Below are 17,958 nucleotides of genomic sequence, written 5' to 3'. Positions count from 1 at the left end.
ATTTTTCTCTGGCCGCTGCGGCTGCATCTTCCGCGGGGGGCTGCGCTGTGATCTGGGTAAAACGTATTTTTCTCTGGCCGCTGCGGCTGCGTCTTCCGCGGGGGTCTGCACTGTGATCTGGGTAAAACGCATCTTTCTCTGGCTGATGGGGCTCATCTTCCTGCTGCTCATCGGTGTCAGCCTGCTGGGCTTCACCCATCAGGGCAACAAGTGGTTGTGGCAGCAGGCCAGGGCCGCCCTGCCTTCCCTCAAGGGGGAACTGGTGGCGGGCCAGCTCGGCTATGGCTGGACTCTGGAAGGGGTCGGCTGGCAGGACGAGCTGGTGGACGTCACGGTGGATCGCGCCGTGCTGGACTGGGATCTGGGCAAGCTGCTGCAGGGCAAGCTCTGGATCAAATCCCTGAACGTCACCCACCCGGTGGTCAAGGTGGCCGACTCCGAGCCAACCCCGGAAGAGCCGTCAGAGCCCTTCGTCTGGCACCCATTACCCCTGAAAATTCAGGTCGACAGCCTCCAGGTGGCGGATCTCGATGTGACGGTGCCCGGGGTGGGAGTGAGCCTCAAGTCCCTCGACATCGGCGCCACCCTCAGCCGCAAGGGGCTCATTGTGCAGGGGCCAGTGCTGGACGGCCTCAAGGTGACCCTGGCCGAGACGCAGACCACCGAGGCAGCCAAACCGGCTGCCGCCAAGGCAAGCTCCCAAGACAAGGCTGTGGCCAAGTCGCCTGTCACCGCCAAGGCGAAGCCGGCGGATGAGAGCAAGGCGCAGCAGGCAACCAAGGCGGCCCCCATCGCGCTGCCCGCCATTCGGTTGCCGTTCCCCATCCAGCTGGAAGGATTGCAGGTCACGGCGTTTCGTTATCAGCAGGGTGAATTGATTGAAGGGCTCGACAAGCTGCTGCTGTCGGCCAGTGCCGAGGGGAGCGACATCGCGCTGCGCGAGCTCTCCCTGCGCCACGCCATGGCGGATCTGGCGCTCAAGGGCAAGATCCAGCTCAAGGAAGATTATCCGCTCGCCCTGACCCTGGATGCCAAGGCCCGCAAGGGGCTGCTGGATGGCGAGCTGCAGGGGCAGCAGGCCAGCCTGACCCTCGGCGGTTCGGTGGGCAAGCTGGCACTGGCGCTGCAGGCCAAGGGGCCGGTGGCCGCCAGCCTGAAGGGGTCCTTGGCGGCCCTCGACCCCGACTTGCCCTTTGATGCGGCGCTGGAGTGGAAGAGTCTGGGTTGGCCGCTGCACAAGCCTGCCAAAGATGAGCCCAGCTACCGGCTGGACAAGGGCAGTCTGAGTGCCAAGGGCAAGCTCTCCGGCTACCAGTTTGCCTTGAATACCGCCGGCAAGGGCACGGATGTGCCCCCCTTCAAGCTGGCGCTGACGGGCAAGGGGGATCTGACGCAGCTGAACCAGATCAACCTGCTGCTCAACGCCCTCAAGGGGGAGCTCAAGCTGGACGGCAAGCTCGCCTGGGACAAGGGGGTTCGTTGGCAGGGCACCACGGAATTCAAGGGGATCAACCCGGCCGAGCTGGTGCCCGAGCTCAAGGGGACGCTGGCGGGCAAGATTGCCAGCCGTTTCGAGCTCGATGAGGCGGGCCACTGGCAACTGCAACTGCCCGAGCTGAAGGTGGACGGCAAGCTCAACCAGTATCCGCTGGCCATCAAGGGCAGCGCGAGCGGCAACGACAAGATGGAGTGGACCATTCCGGCGCTGGCGCTGCAAAGCGGCCCCAACCAGCTGCACGCCAAGGGCAGCCTGAGCCAGCAGGCGTGGAAGCTGGATGCGGATCTCAACGCCCCCAATCTGGCCGGGCTCTACCCCGGGCTCAAGGGGGACATCAAGGGGCAGGTACGCCTGACCGGCAATCAGCAAGCGCCGCGGGTCACTACCGATCTGGCTGCCAGCCGTCTCTATTATGCCGGCACCGATCTGAAGGGGATCGCCATCAAGGGCAATGCCCTGGTCGGTGACAAGCCGGCAGGGGAAGTGGCCCTGACGGTAGCCAGCCTGGTACAGGGGGCGACCAGTCTCAGCCAGCTGGCGCTCAACCTGAGCGGCGATCTCAACCAACACGCCCTGTCGCTCACCATGAAGGGCGACCCGGTGGCGGCCAACCTCAAGCTGAGCGGCGGTCTGCGCGGGGATCGTTGGCGCGGTGCCCTCAGCGAGCTCAAGTTGAAGACGCCGCTGCGGCGCTGGGAGCTGAGTGCGCCCTGGGCCCTCGACCTCGATCTGCCGCGTCAGCGGCTGACCATGGGGGATCTCTGCCTCGGCTCTCAGGGGGCCAGCCTCTGCGTCAAGGGCAGCCAGGTATCGGCCCAGCAGGGCAGCCTGGAGTTTGCCCTCAACCAGTTCGACCTCAAGCGTCTGCGGCCCTGGCTGCCGGACAACTTCCGCTGGCAGGCGGTGCTCTCAGCTGACGGGCGGGCCAGCTGGCGCGGCAATCAGCCGACCCTGCACGCCACCGTGCGTACCACGCCGGGCACCTTCGTGGCCGACGAGCTCAAGACCGACTACCAGCGCCTCGAGCTCGGGGTGGACTTCGAGCGTCAGCAGGCGGCGATCCGGCTCGACTTTGCCTCCAAGCAGATCGGCAACATCGACACCAAGCTCTATATCCGGGATCCATCCGGTCGCGGCAATCTCTCCGGCCAGCTCAAGTTTGACGACCTCAAGCTGACCACCTTCGCCCCGCTCATCCCCGAGGTGCGCTCCCTGCAGGGGGTCATCTCGGCCGATGCCCGCTTCGACGGTACCCTGGCCTCGCCGCTGCTGTTTGGTCAGCTCAACCTGCTGGATGGGGAAGTGCAGACCCACTCCGACATGGTGACCCTCTCCAAGCTGGTGACCCGCCTCAAGATTGAAGGCAACCGGGCCGAGCTGGACGGCACCATGCTGGTGGGCAAGGGGCCGCTGGCACTGGGGGGCTGGCTGAGCTGGGCGCAACTGCCGGTCACCGGCAGCCTCACCATCCAGGGCAAGGAGCTGGAAGCCCAGTATCCTGGCATGGGTCGGGTGCGGGTCTCCCCGGACATCGCCATCTCGCTGGGGGAGGAGACCCGGATCACCGGTCAGGTCGACATCCCCTGGGCGCGGATCCTGGTCAAGAGCCTGCCCGAGAGCGCGGTGGCGGTGTCGGACGACGTGACCGTGGTCTACGACGATCTGCCGCCGGTGCCCAAGGCGGCGCCGCTGCCGATGGCGATCAAGCTGGCCATCCGGCTGGGTGACGACGTGCGGCTGGAGGCGATGGGGCTCAAGACCAAGGTGGGGGGCGGCATCAACATCCGCCAGGATCCCTCGCGGCCGCTGGCGGGCAACGGCCAGCTGGTGCTCAACGACGGGCGCTTCAAGGCCTATGGCCAGAACCTGATCATCAAGGATGGCCGCATCCTCTTCTCCGGCCCCCTCGATCAGCCGTTCCTCAACATAGAGGCGTATCGGGATCCCGATACCATAGAGGACAAGGTGACGGTGGGGGTGCGGGTGACCGGGCCGGCCAGCAAGCCCAAGATCACCGTCTACTCGGAGCCGCAGCTGGCCCAGTCCGAGCAGCTCTCCTATCTGCTGCGCGGCAAGGGGCTGCAGACCAGTGGCGAGGATGGCGGCTTCAACGGCCTGCTGGTGGCGGGCGCGGTCAGCCAGGCCAACGGCGTGGTCTCCAGTCTGGGAGAATCCCTCGGCATGAGCGACGTGGCCCTCGACACTGCCGGCAGTGGCGACAACACCCAGGTGACCTTGTCGGCCTATCTGCTGCCGGGGCTGCAGTTCCAGTACGGGGTCGGGGTGTTCAGCCCCATCGCCGAGTTCAAGCTGCGCTATGAGCTGATGCCCAGGCTCTACCTGCAGGCCATGAGCGGGGTGGCCCAGGCGGTGGATATCTTCTATCGCTTCACCCTGTAGCGGACAGGAAGAGACAAAACGGGAGGCGCAAGCCTCCCGTTTTTATTGGCGATATTTATGCTGCTGATGAACAGAGAGGGGATGCTGAAAAGCGAAAACCCGGCGCGAGGCCGGGTTTTCTTGAATGATGGTGGAGGGAGAAGGATTCGAACCTTCGAAGGCAGAGCCGTCAGATTTACAGTCTGATCCCTTTGGCCGCTCGGGAACCCCTCCACGGGGTATTGCCAATTTTGTTCACGACGGGCGCCGTGATTGCACTTGAAATGGTGGAGGGAGAAGGATTCGAACCTTCGAAGGCAGAGCCGTCAGATTTACAGTCTGATCCCTTTGGCCACTCGGGAACCCCTCCACAAGTGCGAGGCGCATACTAACAGATCTGCCGGGGTTGTGAACCCCTTGACGGGATTTTTCCTGCTTAAAGGATCGTATTTGCGGCCGATAAAGGATGAAACCACCGTTTCCAAGAGTTATCTCATGCTACCCAGCGCCATTCGTGAGCAGTGGCTGGTGGACGAGGCCCAGCTGGGGCAACGTCTCAACCAGGATCTCCAGCACGGAGACAGGGCTGACTTTCGCCTGCATCTGGCCCTGCTGACCGATGCGGTGGAAGAGCAGCCCTGGTTCGACCCGAGGCAGCAAACAAAGGGTGAGAGCCGGGTCTGGCGCAGCCGCTTTGAGCTGCCGCCAGCCACGCCCTTGCAGGGCAGTGCAAATGACGAAGAGGCCGCTTTGCTCAACGAGCGGCTGCAACAGGGAGGCTCCATGGTGGATGTGCGGCTCTGGCTGGCGCTGCGCTCACCGCCGCTGCTCGGCGCCCCGCCGGCGTTGGAGCCCGCCGTCTATGACAACCTCTCGCCGCTTGGACGGGAGCGCTGGCAGGGCAAGCTGGCGGATCAGCCCAGACGCGACGATCCCCTGCTGATGCTGCCGATCCTCGATACGCTCAAGGCGGGGGTGGATGCCAGGCTGCACTGGCTCAGTGGTTGCTGAAGGCGGCAAGCGCCGGCATTCGGACAGCAAAAAGGCGGGGAGATCCCGCCTTTGTCGTTTCTGGCTGTGCCGTGGCGCAGTTTATGCGTCGGCTTCATCCTCTTGCGGCACTTCCTTGCCAGCCGCTGCGGCGCGACGGGCGATGGGTTTTTCGGTGTGGCGGTTGAGCTGGCGTTCCAGCTTTTGCCCCAGTTCGGTGATGGCGGCGTACAAGTCCTCATGTTCTGCCTGGGCAAACAGCTTGCCGTTGGGGATGCCAGCAGTGGCTTCAACGATGAACATCAGACGCTCTTTGGAGACAATCACATGGGGTGTGATAAGAGGCACCTGAAGACGCTCGAGCTTGTCAAAACGGGATTCAATGCGCTCGCGGATAGCCGGGGTGATGTCGATGATTTTGCTGGTAATTTCGATTTTCATATTGGCCCCCTTCGGGTCGTCTTGCTTGTGTCTTCACCTTCAGATTACTCATGGCTGAACATTAAAATGTGATCTGCGTCACGAACTGTGGCCTTGCTTCCGAGGGGAGGAATAAATTGTGATCTTTTCCCGTTCTGCACCAAAAAGCGCTTGAGCTCCACGAAACTGGCAGGCAGTATGGAGAAACTTGGATCGTTTCTGTCCCTTCGTGGCAGCGCCGCATGTCGACCTCATGTCCGGTTTTCACCGCTTAGTCTCGCATCTTTTGCACTTTCTCCCCGCACCGCCCTTGCCGACGTGCGCGCTGTGAATGTGGGCGCTGCCAAGTCGTCAAGGGCTTGAACGTGGTTGTTGTGGTGTTGGAGTAGTACATGAAACAGCAGGCCACTCAGATGATGTGGTTTTATGATCGGCAACACGCCCAGTGGAGTCTGTCCGATCATGCCTCCTACCAGCTCTGGCAAGGAGAGGGGCCTCACCCCTGGTTCGGGCAATTGGCGGCAGATGACGAGGCCGGCTTTGCCGACTTTCTCGCCAGACTTTACCACTCACAGCAACCGGCCCAGTTCATCGGTCACCTCTGCGAGGAGGGGGGCGAGGTGCGCCATGTGCTCTGGAGCGGCCAGTACGTGCCGGCCCAGCAGATGTGCTGCGGCTGGATTGCGCCGCTCGACACCACCCGCAGCACCCAGCTGCCTGCCGACCTCTCCCAGCAACTGCCGCTGCTGCAAGACCCCTTGTTGACCCAGCTGGCGCAGGCGCTCTCTGCCCGGACCGGGCTCGATTTCTTCAATACCCTGGTCAACCAGCTCGCCCACATCCTGGTGGCGGACGCGGTCTGGCTGGCGGAGCGCACCGGCAGCGGACGGCTCAAGGTGCTGGCCTGCCACGGCATCGACCTCAAGGAGTACGAACTCGACGGCATGCCCTGCCAGCAGGTCTATCTGGCGGGGGAGGCCTGCGTCATTCCGCTGGCGAACGAGCTGCCCTCCTGTGCCGGTTTCAAGGCGGGGCAGGGCTACTACGGCCTGCCGCTGTATGATCGCAACGGCCAGATCCTGGGCCACCTGGCGCTGCTTTTCTCCGATCAGAGCGCGATCCCCAATCTGGGCTCGGTGCTGACCACCTTCTCCATGCGCATGGTGGCGGAGCTGGAACGGCTGCAGAGCGATGCCCAGTTGCGCCTGTCGGCCGTGGCGTTTGAAACCCATGAAGGGATCATCATCACCGACCCCGATTTCAAGATTTTGCGGGTCAACCATGCCTTCAGCCAGATCACCGGCTTTGACAGCCAGCGGGTGATCGGCCTGCATCTGGGCAACGATCTCTGGTGCGGGCTGGGGGGGCTTGGCTACGAGCTCGGCACCCTGAGCCGCTGGCAGGGGGAGACCCAACGCCTGCATGCGGACGGCTACCCCTATCCGCAGTGGGAGATCGTCACCCCGGTGCAGGATGACAGGGGAGAGATCAGCCACTTCGTCATCTGCTTCGAGGATATCTCCGAGCGCAAGGAGGCCGAGCGCCGCATCCAGGATCTCGCCTACTACGACGAACTGACCGGCCTGCCCAACCGCCGCCAGCTGCACGAAACCCTGGCCCACGCCTTTGGCGAGGCGAGCCGCGACTATCTGATCGGCGCCCTGCTGTTCATCGATCTGGATCACTTCAAGACCATCAACGACTCCCTCGGCCACGCCACCGGCGACTGGCTGCTCAAGGAGGTCGCCAGCCGGCTCAAGCGGCTGGTTCGGCAGGGGGATTGTCTGGCACGGCTCGGTGGCGACGAATTCGTGCTGCTGCTGCCCTCGCTCTCGGCGAGCCCGCCCCAGGCGGAGATGCAGGCCGACCTCATCGCCGAGCGGCTCATCAGCGAGATTGCGGCCCCCTACAACCACGCGGGCCAGGTGCTGCACATCGGCGCCAGTGTCGGCATCACTCTCTTCCCCGGCCGGGAGCAGGGGGTGGACGATCTGCTCAAGCAGGCGGACACCGCCATGTATCAGGCCAAGTCGGCCGGTCGCAAGACCCGGCGCTTCTTCGATGCCTCCATGCAGTTGCAGGCGGATCGCCGGCTGCTCATCCACAACGAACTGCGCAGCGCCCTTAACCAGCAGGAGCTGACCCTCTACTACCAGCCCCAACACATGGTGGAGGGGGGCGACATCATCGGCGTCGAGGCGCTGATCCGCTGGCAGCCGCCTGGCCGGGCCCTGGTGTCGCCCGCCGAGTTCATTCCCATCGCCGAGGAGACGGACCTTATCGTCGACATCGGCAACTGGGTGTTGTACGAAGCCTGCGCCCAGTACGTGCGCTGGGAGGAGAACGGCATTCACATCCCGCAGCTGTCGGTGAACGTCAGTGCCAAGCAGTTTCACGCCACCGATTTCGTCGACCGGATCCACGACGTGCTGGCCTCCACCGGCATGGATCCCGCCAGCCTGAATCTGGAGATCACCGAGTCCGTGGTGCTGGGTCATGCGGAAGACACCATCAGCAAGATGAGCGAGCTCAAGGCGCTTGGCATCAGCTTTGCCATCGATGACTTCGGCGCCGGTTACTCCTCCCTGAGCTACCTCAAGCGGTTGCCGGCGGACGAGCTCAAGATCGATCGCTCCTTCATCCAGGACATCCCGCGCGATGGCGACAACATGGCCATCGTCGAGGCGGTGATCGCCATGGCGCGCCACATGGGCTTCAACGTGACGGCAGAAGGGGTGGAGTCGCGTCAGCAACTGGAGTTTCTGCAGGCCCAGGGTTGCCACTTCTACCAGGGCTACCTGGCTTCCAAGCCGCTGCCGGTGCCCTATCTGGAGCGCTACGTGCAGCGCCTTGCCCGCAGCGAAAGCCCGCTGGCCGGGGGTAAAAATAGTCTCGCCGGCGAGCTGTAGCCCCTCGGGTTAACGGGTAGAATGAGGGAATATGACACCACCGCCAGCGGGCGGTGGCATTGCCTCTCAATGGAGACGTCTCTCGTGAAAGCCGTGCAGGGAATCATTTTATCGGCGCTGTGCGTGCCGGGGCTGCTGACGCAGGTTGCGGCGCAGACTCTGGAACAATCTCTCTATCGCCAGGCTTATGACGCGGTGCGGGCCGACGATCAGGCCCGTTTTCAGCAAATTCGCGCCCGTTTGACCCATTATCCGCTGCTGCCCTATCTCGATTACTACCAGCTGGCCTTTCGGCCCGGGGCGGCGGAGTATGACGACGTGACCCGCTTCATCCGCGAGCACGGCGACACCCCCCAATCCAACCGGCTGGAGCGCAGCTACCTCACCTATCTGGCCCAGAGCCAGCAGTGGTCCCAGTTCCTGCGCTTCTATCCGGCCAAGCCGAACTCCACCGATCTGCTCTGCATGCACTATCAGGCGCGCTACTACACCGGCCAGCAGAGCCAGGCACTGCAGGAGGCGGGCAAGCTCTGGCTGAGCGGCCAGTCCCGCCCCGATGCCTGCGATCCCCTGTTCCAGCTCTGGCAACAGGCCGGCTTGCGTACCCAGGAGAAGATCTGGACCCGCATGACCTTGGCCTTCGAGGCGGAGAACCCGAACCTTATCCGCCACCTCGGCGCCCAGCTAGCCAGCGGCATGAAGGCGTACGGGGATCAGATGATTACCCTGTTCGAGCAGCCCGCCAAGGCGATGAACACGGCCTATTTCACTACCGCCGCACCCTCCAAAAAATTGCTGTTGCTGGGGCTGGCCCGCTATGCCAACCAGCAGCCGGAAGCTGTGCTGGGACAGCTCGGCTATCTGCGCTCGCGTTTCGCGCTGAGCGCGGCTGAACTCAAACCGGTGGAGCGGGCGGTGGCCAGACGGCTGCTGCTGGATCGCTCAACCGCCCAGCGCAACTGGCTGGATGCTACCGTGGTGCGCCAGGCCGACCCGGATCTGCTGGAGCTGCGGGCCCGGCTCGCCATCTGGGAGCAGGACTGGAAAGGGCTCTCTGGCTGGGTCAAGCGGATGCCCATGGCCCTGCAGAAGGAGGATCGTTGGCGCTACTGGCTGGCGCGCTCGCTGGAGGTGCAGGGCCAGCAGAAACCGGCGCGGGATCTCTATCTGGAAACCGCCAATCTGCGCGGCTTCTATGGCTTCATGGCGGCGCAGCGCAGCGGTGTGCCCTATCGGATGAAGAATCAGAGCGTGGCGAAGAAGGTGCCGGACTGGCGCACCGCCAGCAGCCGCTGGCCCTTCCTGCTGCGGGTGCGCGAGTTGCTCGACATGAACGAGATCACGGCGGCGCGGGCGGAGTGGATCCACAACATGGATCGCAATCCGGTGGCCCAGCGCCTCGAGTTCGGCCACATCGCCCTCAACCAGGGCTGGCATGAACTGGCCATTCTGGCCAGCATCCGGGCCGAGGCCTGGGATGCCCTCGATTTGCGCTTCCCGCTGCCGCTCAAGCACACCTTCTCCCAGATGGCGCAGGAGCGGACCATGAACACCAGCCTGCTCTACGCCATCTCCCGGCAGGAGAGTGCGCTCTACCCGCTGGCACAGTCGCCGGTCGGGGCGAGGGGGCTGATGCAGCTGATGCCGACCACCGCCAAAGAGACGGCCAGCAAGCTGGGAGTGCCCTATCGCAACGAGCAGCAGCTGTTTGATCCTGCCATGAACATCCGTCTTGGCAGCGCCTATCTCAAGCGGTTGCTGGATGTGTACGACGGCAACCGGATCCTGGCGGCGGCGGCCTACAACGCCGGCCCCGGCCGGGTCAAACGCTGGCGCGATCAGAGTGCGGACAAGCCGATGGATGTCTGGGTCGAGAGCATCCCCTACAAGGAGACGCGCAACTATGTGCAGAACGTGCTGTCGTTCGATCTCATCTATCAGCACAAGCTGCAGCAGCCGCTGCGCTTCATGTCCGAGCGCGAGCTGAGTCACGCTTATTGAGACGGCTGCCGCCCTGGCGGCAGCCGGATTCCCATTCCCTCCCCAAAATGGTTATTATCCCATAAGGTTTTGTTACAAAAGGAAACCTGCCAGGTGATCGGGCGCCATCTCTTGGTCTGGCAGGTTCGTTATAATCGCCCGTTCAACACAGACAGGCTCCCCCAACAAAGGAATTGATAGTGGCAACGATTAAAGACGTTTCCCGGTTGGCTAATGTGTCCATTTCAACTGTGTCGCGAGTCATCAACAACACGGCGCAGGTGGCACCAGAAAAGCGTGAGGCCGTCATGGCGGCCATGAAGGAACTCAATTTTCGTCCCAACAGCTTTGCCCAGGCGCTGGTCAGCAAGCGCTCCAACTGCATCGGTGTGCTGGTGGGGGATCTGTGTGGTGGCCCCTTCTTCGCCCAGATGATGCGCGGCATCGAGAGTGTGGTGGACAAGGTAGACAAGTTCACCATCGTCATGTCCGGCAATCACGACGAGGTACGCGAGCGTCACGCCATCCAGGCGCTGCTGCAGCGTCAGTGCGATGCGCTGATCCTGCACAGCAAGGCGCTGCCCGATGAGGAGCTGAGCGAGCTGGTGGCGGGCAGCACCCCGGTGGTCTTCATCAACCGCCAGGTGCCGGGCGCCGAAGATCGCTGCGTCTGGCTGGACAACCAGGCCGGCATCACCACCGCCTGCCAGCACCTGCTGGATGCGGGCCATCGCAAGATTGCCTTCGTCACTTCAGACGACGAAGAGTTCGTCGATGGTCAGCAGCGGATGGCGGGGTATCATCACGCCCTGCAGCGGGCCGGCATCGCTTTTGATCCTGCCCTCATCGGCCGCGCCTTCGCCGACGAGAACGGTGGTTACGTGGCGATGGGCGAGCTGCTGGATCGGGGGGTTGAGTTTACCGCCGTGCTCGGTTTCAACGACGCCATGGTGGCGGGGGCCATCTCCTGTCTGCTGGAGCGGGGATACAAGATCCCGCAGCAGATCTCGGTGGTGGGTTTCGATGACATTCCCTATGCCCGCTACATCTATCCCAAGCTCACCACGGTGCGCTACCCCATCGAGGAGATGGGCGGTCGGGCTGCCGAGCTGGCGCTGAGCCTGCTGGATCACAAGCCGGCCGAGGGGCTGGAGCTCAAGTTCGAGGCCGAGCTGGTCAGACGAGAATCTGTCGCCTGAGTAGCCGACATTGGCCCTGAATGGGCCAATGTCGCTCCCCTGTTTTGCGGAAAAATTGAAAGCGTTTTCAGAAATCCTTTTCAACTGTGATCCGCTTCAAAGCTTTTTGGACTGCCTGCCACTAGCATAGGCCCCACGAATTAGGAGCCTGCGCTCCCGATTTTCCCGCTGTGGGAGGTAACTGGTTAATCCAGCTATTTCCTTCGTTACTTTCGACGGTCATCATGGATGGCCGTTTTTTTTTGCCAGGATTTTGTCATGACAACAGAGAGTGAATACCAGACGGGGATCGTGGGCGCTGGCTGGCTGGGGTTGCCGTTGGCCCGGGCACTTCAGGCCGAGGGTCACCAGGTGGCGGTGACGGTCAGCTCGGCCCAGAAAGCCGCACAGCTGACGGCAGAAGGGCTGCAGGCTTGGCCGCTGCAACTGGGCACCGGGCTGACCGCCCTGCCGTTTCGCTGCCGCGAGCTGGTGATCTGCGTGCCGCCGAGCAAGGTCGAGGATTACCCGGCCGCCATCGGGCGGGTGGTTGAACTGGCGCAGGCCGCCGACGTGCAGCGGCTGCTGTTCGTGAGTGCCACCTCGGTCTGGGCGCCGGGGCAGGGGGAGGATGAACACCCCATGCCTGCCCACGAGCGCGGGATGCGGATGCTGGCCGCCGAGCAGGCGGCGATGGGGGCCGGCATTCCCTGTGCCATGGTGCTGCGCCCGGCCGGGCTGTACGGGCCACAGCGCCATCCCGGCCGCTTCCTGGCGGGCAAGACTCTGGAGGGAGGCGGCCAGGCGGTGAACCTGGTGCACCTGGATGACGTGGTGGCCGCCTGCCAGCTGCTGCTGGCGCAGGGAAAGGATGGCGATGCCTACAACCTGAGTGCGCCGGTGCACCCGCGCCGGGAGCAGTTCTACCCCTTTGCCGCGCGCCAGCTGGGCCTGCCGGCCCCGGACTTCATCGAGCCGGCCGGCCGGTTTCTCCCCGTCGAGGGGCTGCGCATCTGCGAGCAGCTCGGCTTTGTCTATCGCTGGCCCGATCCGGCGCACTGGTTTGCCGAGCTGGCGGCTCGGGGTTACTGAGCATCCCGCCTAGTGTTATGCGTATGCATGGTGGTGAGGCACAGACGGCGCCAATGGTGTGGCGCGGCGGGCAATTGAGGTTTGCCAAGGGGGGGCTCGCCCCCTATCATGCCGCCATCCATAAAGAGAGAGCGGTAAAGATGGTAGATACAAGACGTCACCCCGATGGGGAACTGTTGCTGAGAACCCTGGCAATGCCAGCCGATACCAACCCCAATGGCGATATCTTCGGGGGCTGGATCATGTCCCAGATGGATATAGGTGGGGGCATCATGGCCAAGGAGCTGGCAAAAGGACGTATTTGTACCGTATCCGTCGAGGGCATGACCTTTCACAGCCCGGTCAAGGTGGGCGACGTGGTGTGCTGTTACGGGCGCTGCCTGAAGATCGGTCGCAGCTCCATGCGGCTGAAGCTGGAAGTGTGGGTCAAGCCGGTGCTACGTGAAAACGAGGCCCAGCGCTACTGCGTGACCGAAGGGATCTTCACCTATGTCGCCATCGACGAACAGGGAAAATCCCGTCCGGTACCGGTCTGATCCGGCTCAGATAAGCCGGGCGTTGATGATGGATATTTCCTGCTCAAACCCGGTTTTTTGCCGTATCATGCGTTCCAGCATCTCTTCCGAGCCGACGCACTGCTGAGTGTCAAACAGGCAGAGATCGCACTGGGGATCCCGTCTGATCTGATAGACGGTGGAAAGCTCCACTTGATGACAATTTCCTTGTTGATCATAAAATGTCACGCGGTACTGGTGCTGTCTCGCCATCGTTGAATTCCTTCTGGATGAGCCGGGCCGGACACGAGCTATCAGCCTAGTCGGCAGCGATGACATTTGTGATGGTCAGGACACAATGCAGAGGCAGGTGGTTGTTAGCCAATGAAAAATAGTTATCGCATTCTGGGTACGTCGCTGTTGACGTTGGGACTGGTCGGCTGTTTCGAGGTGCCGGATCAGGATCACCTGGTCACGGCGCAGGGCATCATTCCCGGCGCCAACTGCCAGAAGCCGCCGCTGGTGGCGCTGGCCTCCACCGCCTTGCCACGCGAGTTCGGCATTACCGTTTGGAATCTCTACAAGGGTCAGCGTAAAAACTGGCGCGAGGGGCTGGACGAGTATGCCAAATCCCAGGATCTGGTACTGCTACAGGAGTCGGCGACCCGCCCCGACATGCTGGAATGGCTGAAGGCCGGTGATTTCCAGTGGCAGCAATTGCAAGCCTTTACTCAGGGCGGCGTCTCCTTCGGCGTGATGACGGTCGCCAAGACGCCACAGGCGTTCGTGTGCGGCGTGCGCTCCCCCGAGCCGCTGCTGCGCATCCCCAAATCCGGTCTGGTCAGCCTCTACCCCTTGCAGGGGGATCCTGACGGCGTGCTGGTGGTGAACCTGCATGCGGTGAATTTCGAGCTGGGAATGGCGACCTTTCGCGAGCAGCTCAACGATCTGACCGCCCTGATCCATCGCCATCAGGGCCCGGTCATTCTGGCCGGGGATTTCAACACCTGGAGCGACAAGCGCGAATTCTGGCTGAACAAGCTGGTGGGCGAACTGGGGCTGCAGGAGGCGATCCCGGTGCCGGATCTGCGCCGGACCGCGTTCGGCCGGCCGCTTGATCACCTCTACTACCGCAACCTGGACCTGGTGGAAGTGAGCAGCCCGGCGACCGATGCCTCGGATCACAACCCCATCATGGCCCGTTTCGCGGCTCAGGCCATCACCCCCTGAATCCGTACTGGCCACCAGGGTGGCCTGTGCCAGATAAAAAATACCCCGCTTTTAGCGGGGTATTTTTTATGAAGCGATGAACGATCAGCTGTTGTTCTTCACGAACAGGGTCAGCTCCTGACCCGGCTTGAGGTAATCGCTCTTGCCCAGCTGATTCCAGCGCATCACATCCATCACAGCAACCTGAAAACGGGCGGCGATAGAGGAGAGGGAATCACCGCGGCGCACCTGATAGACCATGGACTTGTTGCTGCTCTTGCCCTGCTTGGGCCAGACCACCAGCTTCATGCCAGGCTTCAAGGCCGACTTGGCGTTGAGACCGTTCCACTTGGCCAGCTCGTCATGGGTTACCCCGTGCGCCTGGCTGATGCTCCACAGATTGTCACCGGCACGCACCTTGTACTGGATCTTGCCAGCACTGCGGCTGGCGAGCTGTTGTGGCTTGTTCTGGGCACTCTGACTGACCACCGGCTTGCTGCCGCTGGTCGGGATCATCAGAGTCTGACCACGGCGCAGGTGGTTGCCACTCAGGTTGTTGGCCAGTTTGAGCTGCTGCACGCTCACCCCATGATTCTGGGCGATGCGAGAGAGGGTGTCGCCGCTGGTGACCTGATAGGAGCGGGTGCGGATGCGCTCGCTCTGGGGCAGATCGGCCAAGGCCAGCTCCAGGGTATCGGCATACTCGACCGGTACCAGCAGGCGATAGGGCCCCTTGGGTGAGGTCGACCAGCGCGTCAGGGCCGGATTGACCTCTTTCAGCTGAGCCGGACGCAGGCCTGCCAGCTGGGCTGCCACGTTCAGATCGATCTGGCCGCCGGTGTTGACCACCCGCAGCTGAGGCTTGTTGGCCAGTACCGGCAAGGTGACATTGTACTTGTCCGCGTTGCGGATCATGTCGGCCATGGCCAGGATCTTGGGCACATACATCCGGGTTTCGCGGGGCAGATCGAGTGACCAGTAGTCGGTCGGTCGGCCTGCCTTCTGATTGCGGGTGATGGCGTTGCGCACCCGTCCTTCACCGGCATTGTAAGCCGCCAGCGTCTGCAGCCAGTCGCCGTCGAAGAAACGGTTCAGGTACTCCAGATAATCCAGCGCAGCATTGGTGGAGGCCAGTACATCGCGGCGGCCGTCGTACCAGTTGTCGTGGCGCAGGCCGAAGTTCTTGCCGGTCGCAGGAACGAACTGCCACAGACCCACCGCATTGCTGCGGGAACGGGCGTGGGGATCGAACATGCTCTCGATCATGGGGATGGTAATAAGCTCCATTGGCAGCTCACGCCGTTCGATTTCCTCTACCATCAGATACAGGTAGGGCTCAGCCCGGCTGGCAATGGTCGCCAGATGCTTATCATTGCGCAACAACCAATCACGCTGTTGGCGGACACGGTCGTTCTCCTGCGGATCAAACTGCATATCATCGCTGATACGCACCCACAGGTTATCGGTGTCATCCAGTTCGTCGATCTGTTCATCACCGAACAGGAAGCGCGCCGAATGCTTTTTATACGCTTTTTTGTTGACTTGGGGGGACTTGATCGGCTCGATTGCCGTTAGCGCCCGGTCATCCTGATGGCTCAGGTTTTGGCAGCCGCTGAGAAACAGCGCCGCCAATAAGGCCGTTCGTACCTTCATCTCGCTCAGGTCATCTTTAGGAAAAACAGCTCGCATCATAAGGGGCAATGGCCCCTTGATCAAGGTTTGTTCAAAAAACGTCCTTCCAGGATCGCAGCACGGTGAAGGTATCCTCTGGATTTTCCAAGCATTTTAAGGCGTGTTTCTCAGCAGAAAATTTCACGGAATCCTGTTCGCATCGCAGAAAAACGTTGAACTCCCGCTCATCCCCCAGCCGTGATGGCAGACTCGGCAGACCCTGCTGGCGCAGCTTGCTGATCAGCCCGATCCGCTGCTGGATCGCCTGGTTGTCCGGCTCGACCGCGTAGGCGAAACGCAGGTTGGAGAGGGTGTACTCATGGGCACAATAAATGAGGGTATCGTCGGGCAGGGCGGCGAGTCGCTGCAGTGAGGCGTGCATCTGGGCCGGGGTACCTTCGAACAGGCGGCCGCAACCGGCACTGAAGAGGGTATCGCCACAAAACAGCATGCCGTGGCCGTAATAGGCGATGTGGCCATGGGTATGGCCGGGCACATGGATCACCTCAAGACTCAGGCCATGCCAGTTGATCTGATCCCCGTCATCGAGCCACTGGCCGTGATGAGCGGGCATGGGGTCAAGTTTGGGGCCATAGAGCCTTGCGTGGGGGAAGTGGCCGAGCAGGGCGGTGACGCCTCCCACATGATCGTGGTGGTGATGGGTCAGCAGAATTGCGTCGAGCTGCAGGTCCAGTGCGGCCAGCCGCTCCAGCACGGGTTCGGCATCGCCAGGGTCGACGACCAGGCAGTGATTTTCGTGTCGGATCAACCAGATGTAGTTGTCGTTAAAGGCAGGAACTGTGATCACTGGATACATGAGTCTGCTTCTCTTTATGGAGGGTATCTTATATAACTGGATGGCGTTCGAACCCCAAGTTGAGCCCTATTATGCAGGTGGCACGTACCGAACAACAAATCGAGATCCCGACCAGCTGGTCGGCACTGCCCATGGGGGACTGGGTAGCGGCCGAGATCCAGGAGCGGCTCGACAGCTGGTGCCCACATCTGTTTGGTTATCATCTGCTTAAAGTCGGGGCACTGAGCGCCGAACTCTCCTGCGGCTGCTCTTCCATTCGCCACCAGATAGGGGTTGCCCCCAGCGGCAGACTGCTGGATCTCAAGGGCGACCCACTGGCCCTGCCGGTGCGCACCGGCAGCGTGGATGCCTGCCTGCTGGCCCACTGTCTCGACTTTTCGCCCGATCCCCACCAGGTGCTGCGCGAGGCGGAGCGGGTGCTGACCGACGATGGCTGGCTCATCGTCAGCGGCTACAATCCGCTCAGCCTGGTCGGCATCGGCCACTGCCTGCCTTTCCTGCGTCAACATCTGCCCTGGTCGGCTCGCATGTTCACTCCGGCGCGGGTCACCGACTGGCTGCAGCTGCTCGGGTGTGAAGTGATGTTTGACGAGCGCTTTGGCTACTCGTTCATGGGCAAGCAGAGCCGGATCGGCTGGTGGCGGGAGAGTGTGGGGCGGGATTATTGCAGGCCGTTTGCGTCCGTCTACGTGATAGCGGCGCGCAAACGGCGCTTTCCGCTGACGCCGGTGCGCCGGCGCTGGCGCTTGCCCGAGTCGATTGCGACGCCGGGCATGGCGCGCCAGGGCTGGTAGCCAGTCTCGGGCGCCCTGGCTGGCGGTTCTGATGGGGGAGGCTGACTTGGCTCAGGGCTGGTAACCGGTATCCTCAGCCAGCTGCTTGCCACTGGCGGCCTCGCGGGCCAGTTCGTCACAGCGTTCGTTTTCCGGGTGACCGGAGTGCCCCTTGACCCAGAGCCATTCGATCTGATGGCGCGCCACTTCCGCATCCAATGCCTGCCAGAGATCGACGTTCTTGACCGGCTGGCGGCTGGCAGTCATCCATCCTTTCTTCTTCCAGCCGATGATCCACTGGGTGATCCCCTGGCGCACATACTGGCTGTCGGTGGTGAGTCTGACCTGGCAGGGCTCGTTCAGGGTGCGCAGCCCCATGATGGCGGCCATCAGCTCCATCCGGTTGTTGGTGGTGAGGCGAAAACCTCCGGCGAGCTCCTTGCGGTGCTTGCCATAGACCATGACGGCACCATAGCCGCCAGGGCCCGGGTTGCCGAGACAGGAACCATCCGTATACAAATCGATCTTTTTTAGCATGAGTCTTGGGG

General features: G+C 62.5%; 14 protein-coding genes and 2 tRNA genes. 9 read left to right on the top strand and 7 right to left on the bottom strand.

Annotated features, from left to right (window positions below):
- Positions 1–112: 112 nt before the first annotated feature.
- Positions 113–3,898: a translocation/assembly module TamB domain-containing protein gene (locus tag ACB032_RS08185; RefSeq protein ID WP_371137720.1), complete on the top strand. Its 3,786-nt coding sequence runs from the start codon at positions 113–115 to the stop codon at positions 3,896–3,898.
- 128 nt (positions 3,899–4,026) lie between these two features.
- Here ACB032_RS08185 and ACB032_RS08180 read toward each other — a convergent pair.
- A tRNA-Tyr gene (locus ACB032_RS08180) sits at positions 4,027–4,111 on the bottom strand.
- 51 nt (positions 4,112–4,162) lie between these two features.
- Positions 4,163–4,247: transfer RNA gene (locus ACB032_RS08175), tRNA-Tyr, on the bottom strand.
- A 125-nt stretch (positions 4,248–4,372) separates the two neighbouring features.
- Between ACB032_RS08175 and ACB032_RS08170 the strand changes: the two genes are divergently transcribed.
- On the top strand, positions 4,373–4,888 hold the full coding sequence (locus tag ACB032_RS08170; protein ID WP_045791056.1) for a VC2046/SO_2500 family protein: 516 nt from the start codon (positions 4,373–4,375) through the stop codon (positions 4,886–4,888).
- Between the two features lie 81 nt (positions 4,889–4,969).
- Here ACB032_RS08170 and hpf read toward each other — a convergent pair whose 3' ends face one another.
- Positions 4,970–5,308, bottom strand: coding sequence for a ribosome hibernation-promoting factor, HPF/YfiA family (hpf, locus tag ACB032_RS08165; RefSeq protein WP_011705453.1), 339 nt, complete (start codon positions 5,306–5,308; stop codon positions 4,970–4,972).
- Between the two features lie 371 nt (positions 5,309–5,679).
- Here hpf and ACB032_RS08160 point away from each other — a divergent pair, with 371 nt between their 5' ends.
- The 5 genes from ACB032_RS08160 (at position 5,680) to yciA (ending at position 12,982) form a co-directional block, all read left to right on the top strand.
- The gene (locus tag ACB032_RS08160) at positions 5,680–8,196 is read left to right on the top strand and encodes a bifunctional diguanylate cyclase/phosphodiesterase (RefSeq protein WP_065478308.1); all 2,517 of its coding nucleotides are present in this window, start codon (positions 5,680–5,682) and stop codon (positions 8,194–8,196) included.
- Positions 8,197–8,280: 84 nt separating this feature from the next.
- Positions 8,281–10,197, top strand: coding sequence for a transglycosylase SLT domain-containing protein (locus ACB032_RS08155; RefSeq protein ID WP_139389162.1), 1,917 nt, complete (start codon positions 8,281–8,283; stop codon positions 10,195–10,197).
- 179 nt (positions 10,198–10,376) lie between these two features.
- Positions 10,377–11,375: a LacI family DNA-binding transcriptional regulator gene (locus ACB032_RS08150; protein WP_371137719.1), complete on the top strand. Its 999-nt coding sequence runs from the start codon at positions 10,377–10,379 to the stop codon at positions 11,373–11,375.
- Between the two features lie 258 nt (positions 11,376–11,633).
- The gene (locus ACB032_RS08145; RefSeq protein WP_371137718.1) at positions 11,634–12,446 is read left to right on the top strand and encodes an NAD-dependent epimerase/dehydratase family protein; all 813 of its coding nucleotides are present in this window, start codon (positions 11,634–11,636) and stop codon (positions 12,444–12,446) included.
- A gap of 140 nt (positions 12,447–12,586) precedes the next feature.
- Entirely contained in the window at positions 12,587–12,982 is a 396-nt protein-coding gene (yciA, locus tag ACB032_RS08140; protein ID WP_005299258.1) for an acyl-CoA thioester hydrolase YciA, read from the top strand.
- Positions 12,983–12,988: 6 nt separating this feature from the next.
- On the opposite strand, the gene ACB032_RS08135 is transcribed toward yciA, so the two are convergent.
- On the bottom strand, positions 12,989–13,213 hold the full coding sequence (locus ACB032_RS08135) for a hypothetical protein (protein WP_005299261.1): 225 nt from the start codon (positions 13,211–13,213) through the stop codon (positions 12,989–12,991).
- A gap of 111 nt (positions 13,214–13,324) precedes the next feature.
- On the opposite strand from ACB032_RS08135, the gene ACB032_RS08130 reads away from it, so the two are divergent.
- A complete protein-coding gene (locus tag ACB032_RS08130) occupies positions 13,325–14,170 on the top strand; it encodes an endonuclease/exonuclease/phosphatase family protein (protein ID WP_016350239.1) in 846 nt (281 codons plus the stop codon).
- 84 nt (positions 14,171–14,254) lie between these two features.
- Here the strand turns inward: ACB032_RS08130 and ACB032_RS08125 are convergent, their stop codons facing one another.
- Together ACB032_RS08125 and gloB are read right to left on the bottom strand one after the other, a co-directional pair.
- A complete protein-coding gene (locus ACB032_RS08125; protein ID WP_201903169.1) occupies positions 14,255–15,802 on the bottom strand; it encodes a LysM peptidoglycan-binding domain-containing protein in 1,548 nt (515 codons plus the stop codon).
- A gap of 70 nt (positions 15,803–15,872) precedes the next feature.
- A complete protein-coding gene (gene gloB / locus ACB032_RS08120; protein WP_017409839.1) occupies positions 15,873–16,637 on the bottom strand; it encodes a hydroxyacylglutathione hydrolase in 765 nt (254 codons plus the stop codon).
- Between the two features lie 71 nt (positions 16,638–16,708).
- Between gloB and ACB032_RS08115 the strand changes: the two genes are divergently transcribed.
- On the top strand, positions 16,709–17,431 hold the full coding sequence (locus ACB032_RS08115) for a class I SAM-dependent methyltransferase (RefSeq protein WP_016350242.1): 723 nt from the start codon (positions 16,709–16,711) through the stop codon (positions 17,429–17,431).
- A gap of 51 nt (positions 17,432–17,482) precedes the next feature.
- Here the strand turns inward: ACB032_RS08115 and rnhA are convergent, their stop codons facing one another.
- Complete coding sequence (gene rnhA / locus ACB032_RS08110) at positions 17,483–17,947, bottom strand: ribonuclease HI (protein ID WP_029303441.1); 465 nt, start codon at positions 17,945–17,947, stop codon at positions 17,483–17,485.
- Positions 17,948–17,958: the final 11 nt, after the last annotated feature.

Origin of the sequence: Aeromonas sp. S5(2024), assembly GCF_041403025.1 — a bacterium.
GTDB lineage: Bacteria > Pseudomonadota > Gammaproteobacteria > Enterobacterales > Aeromonadaceae > Aeromonas > Aeromonas hydrophila.
Note: the sequence above shows the minus strand (reverse complement) of the source record. Positions and strands in the feature narration are given on the sequence as shown.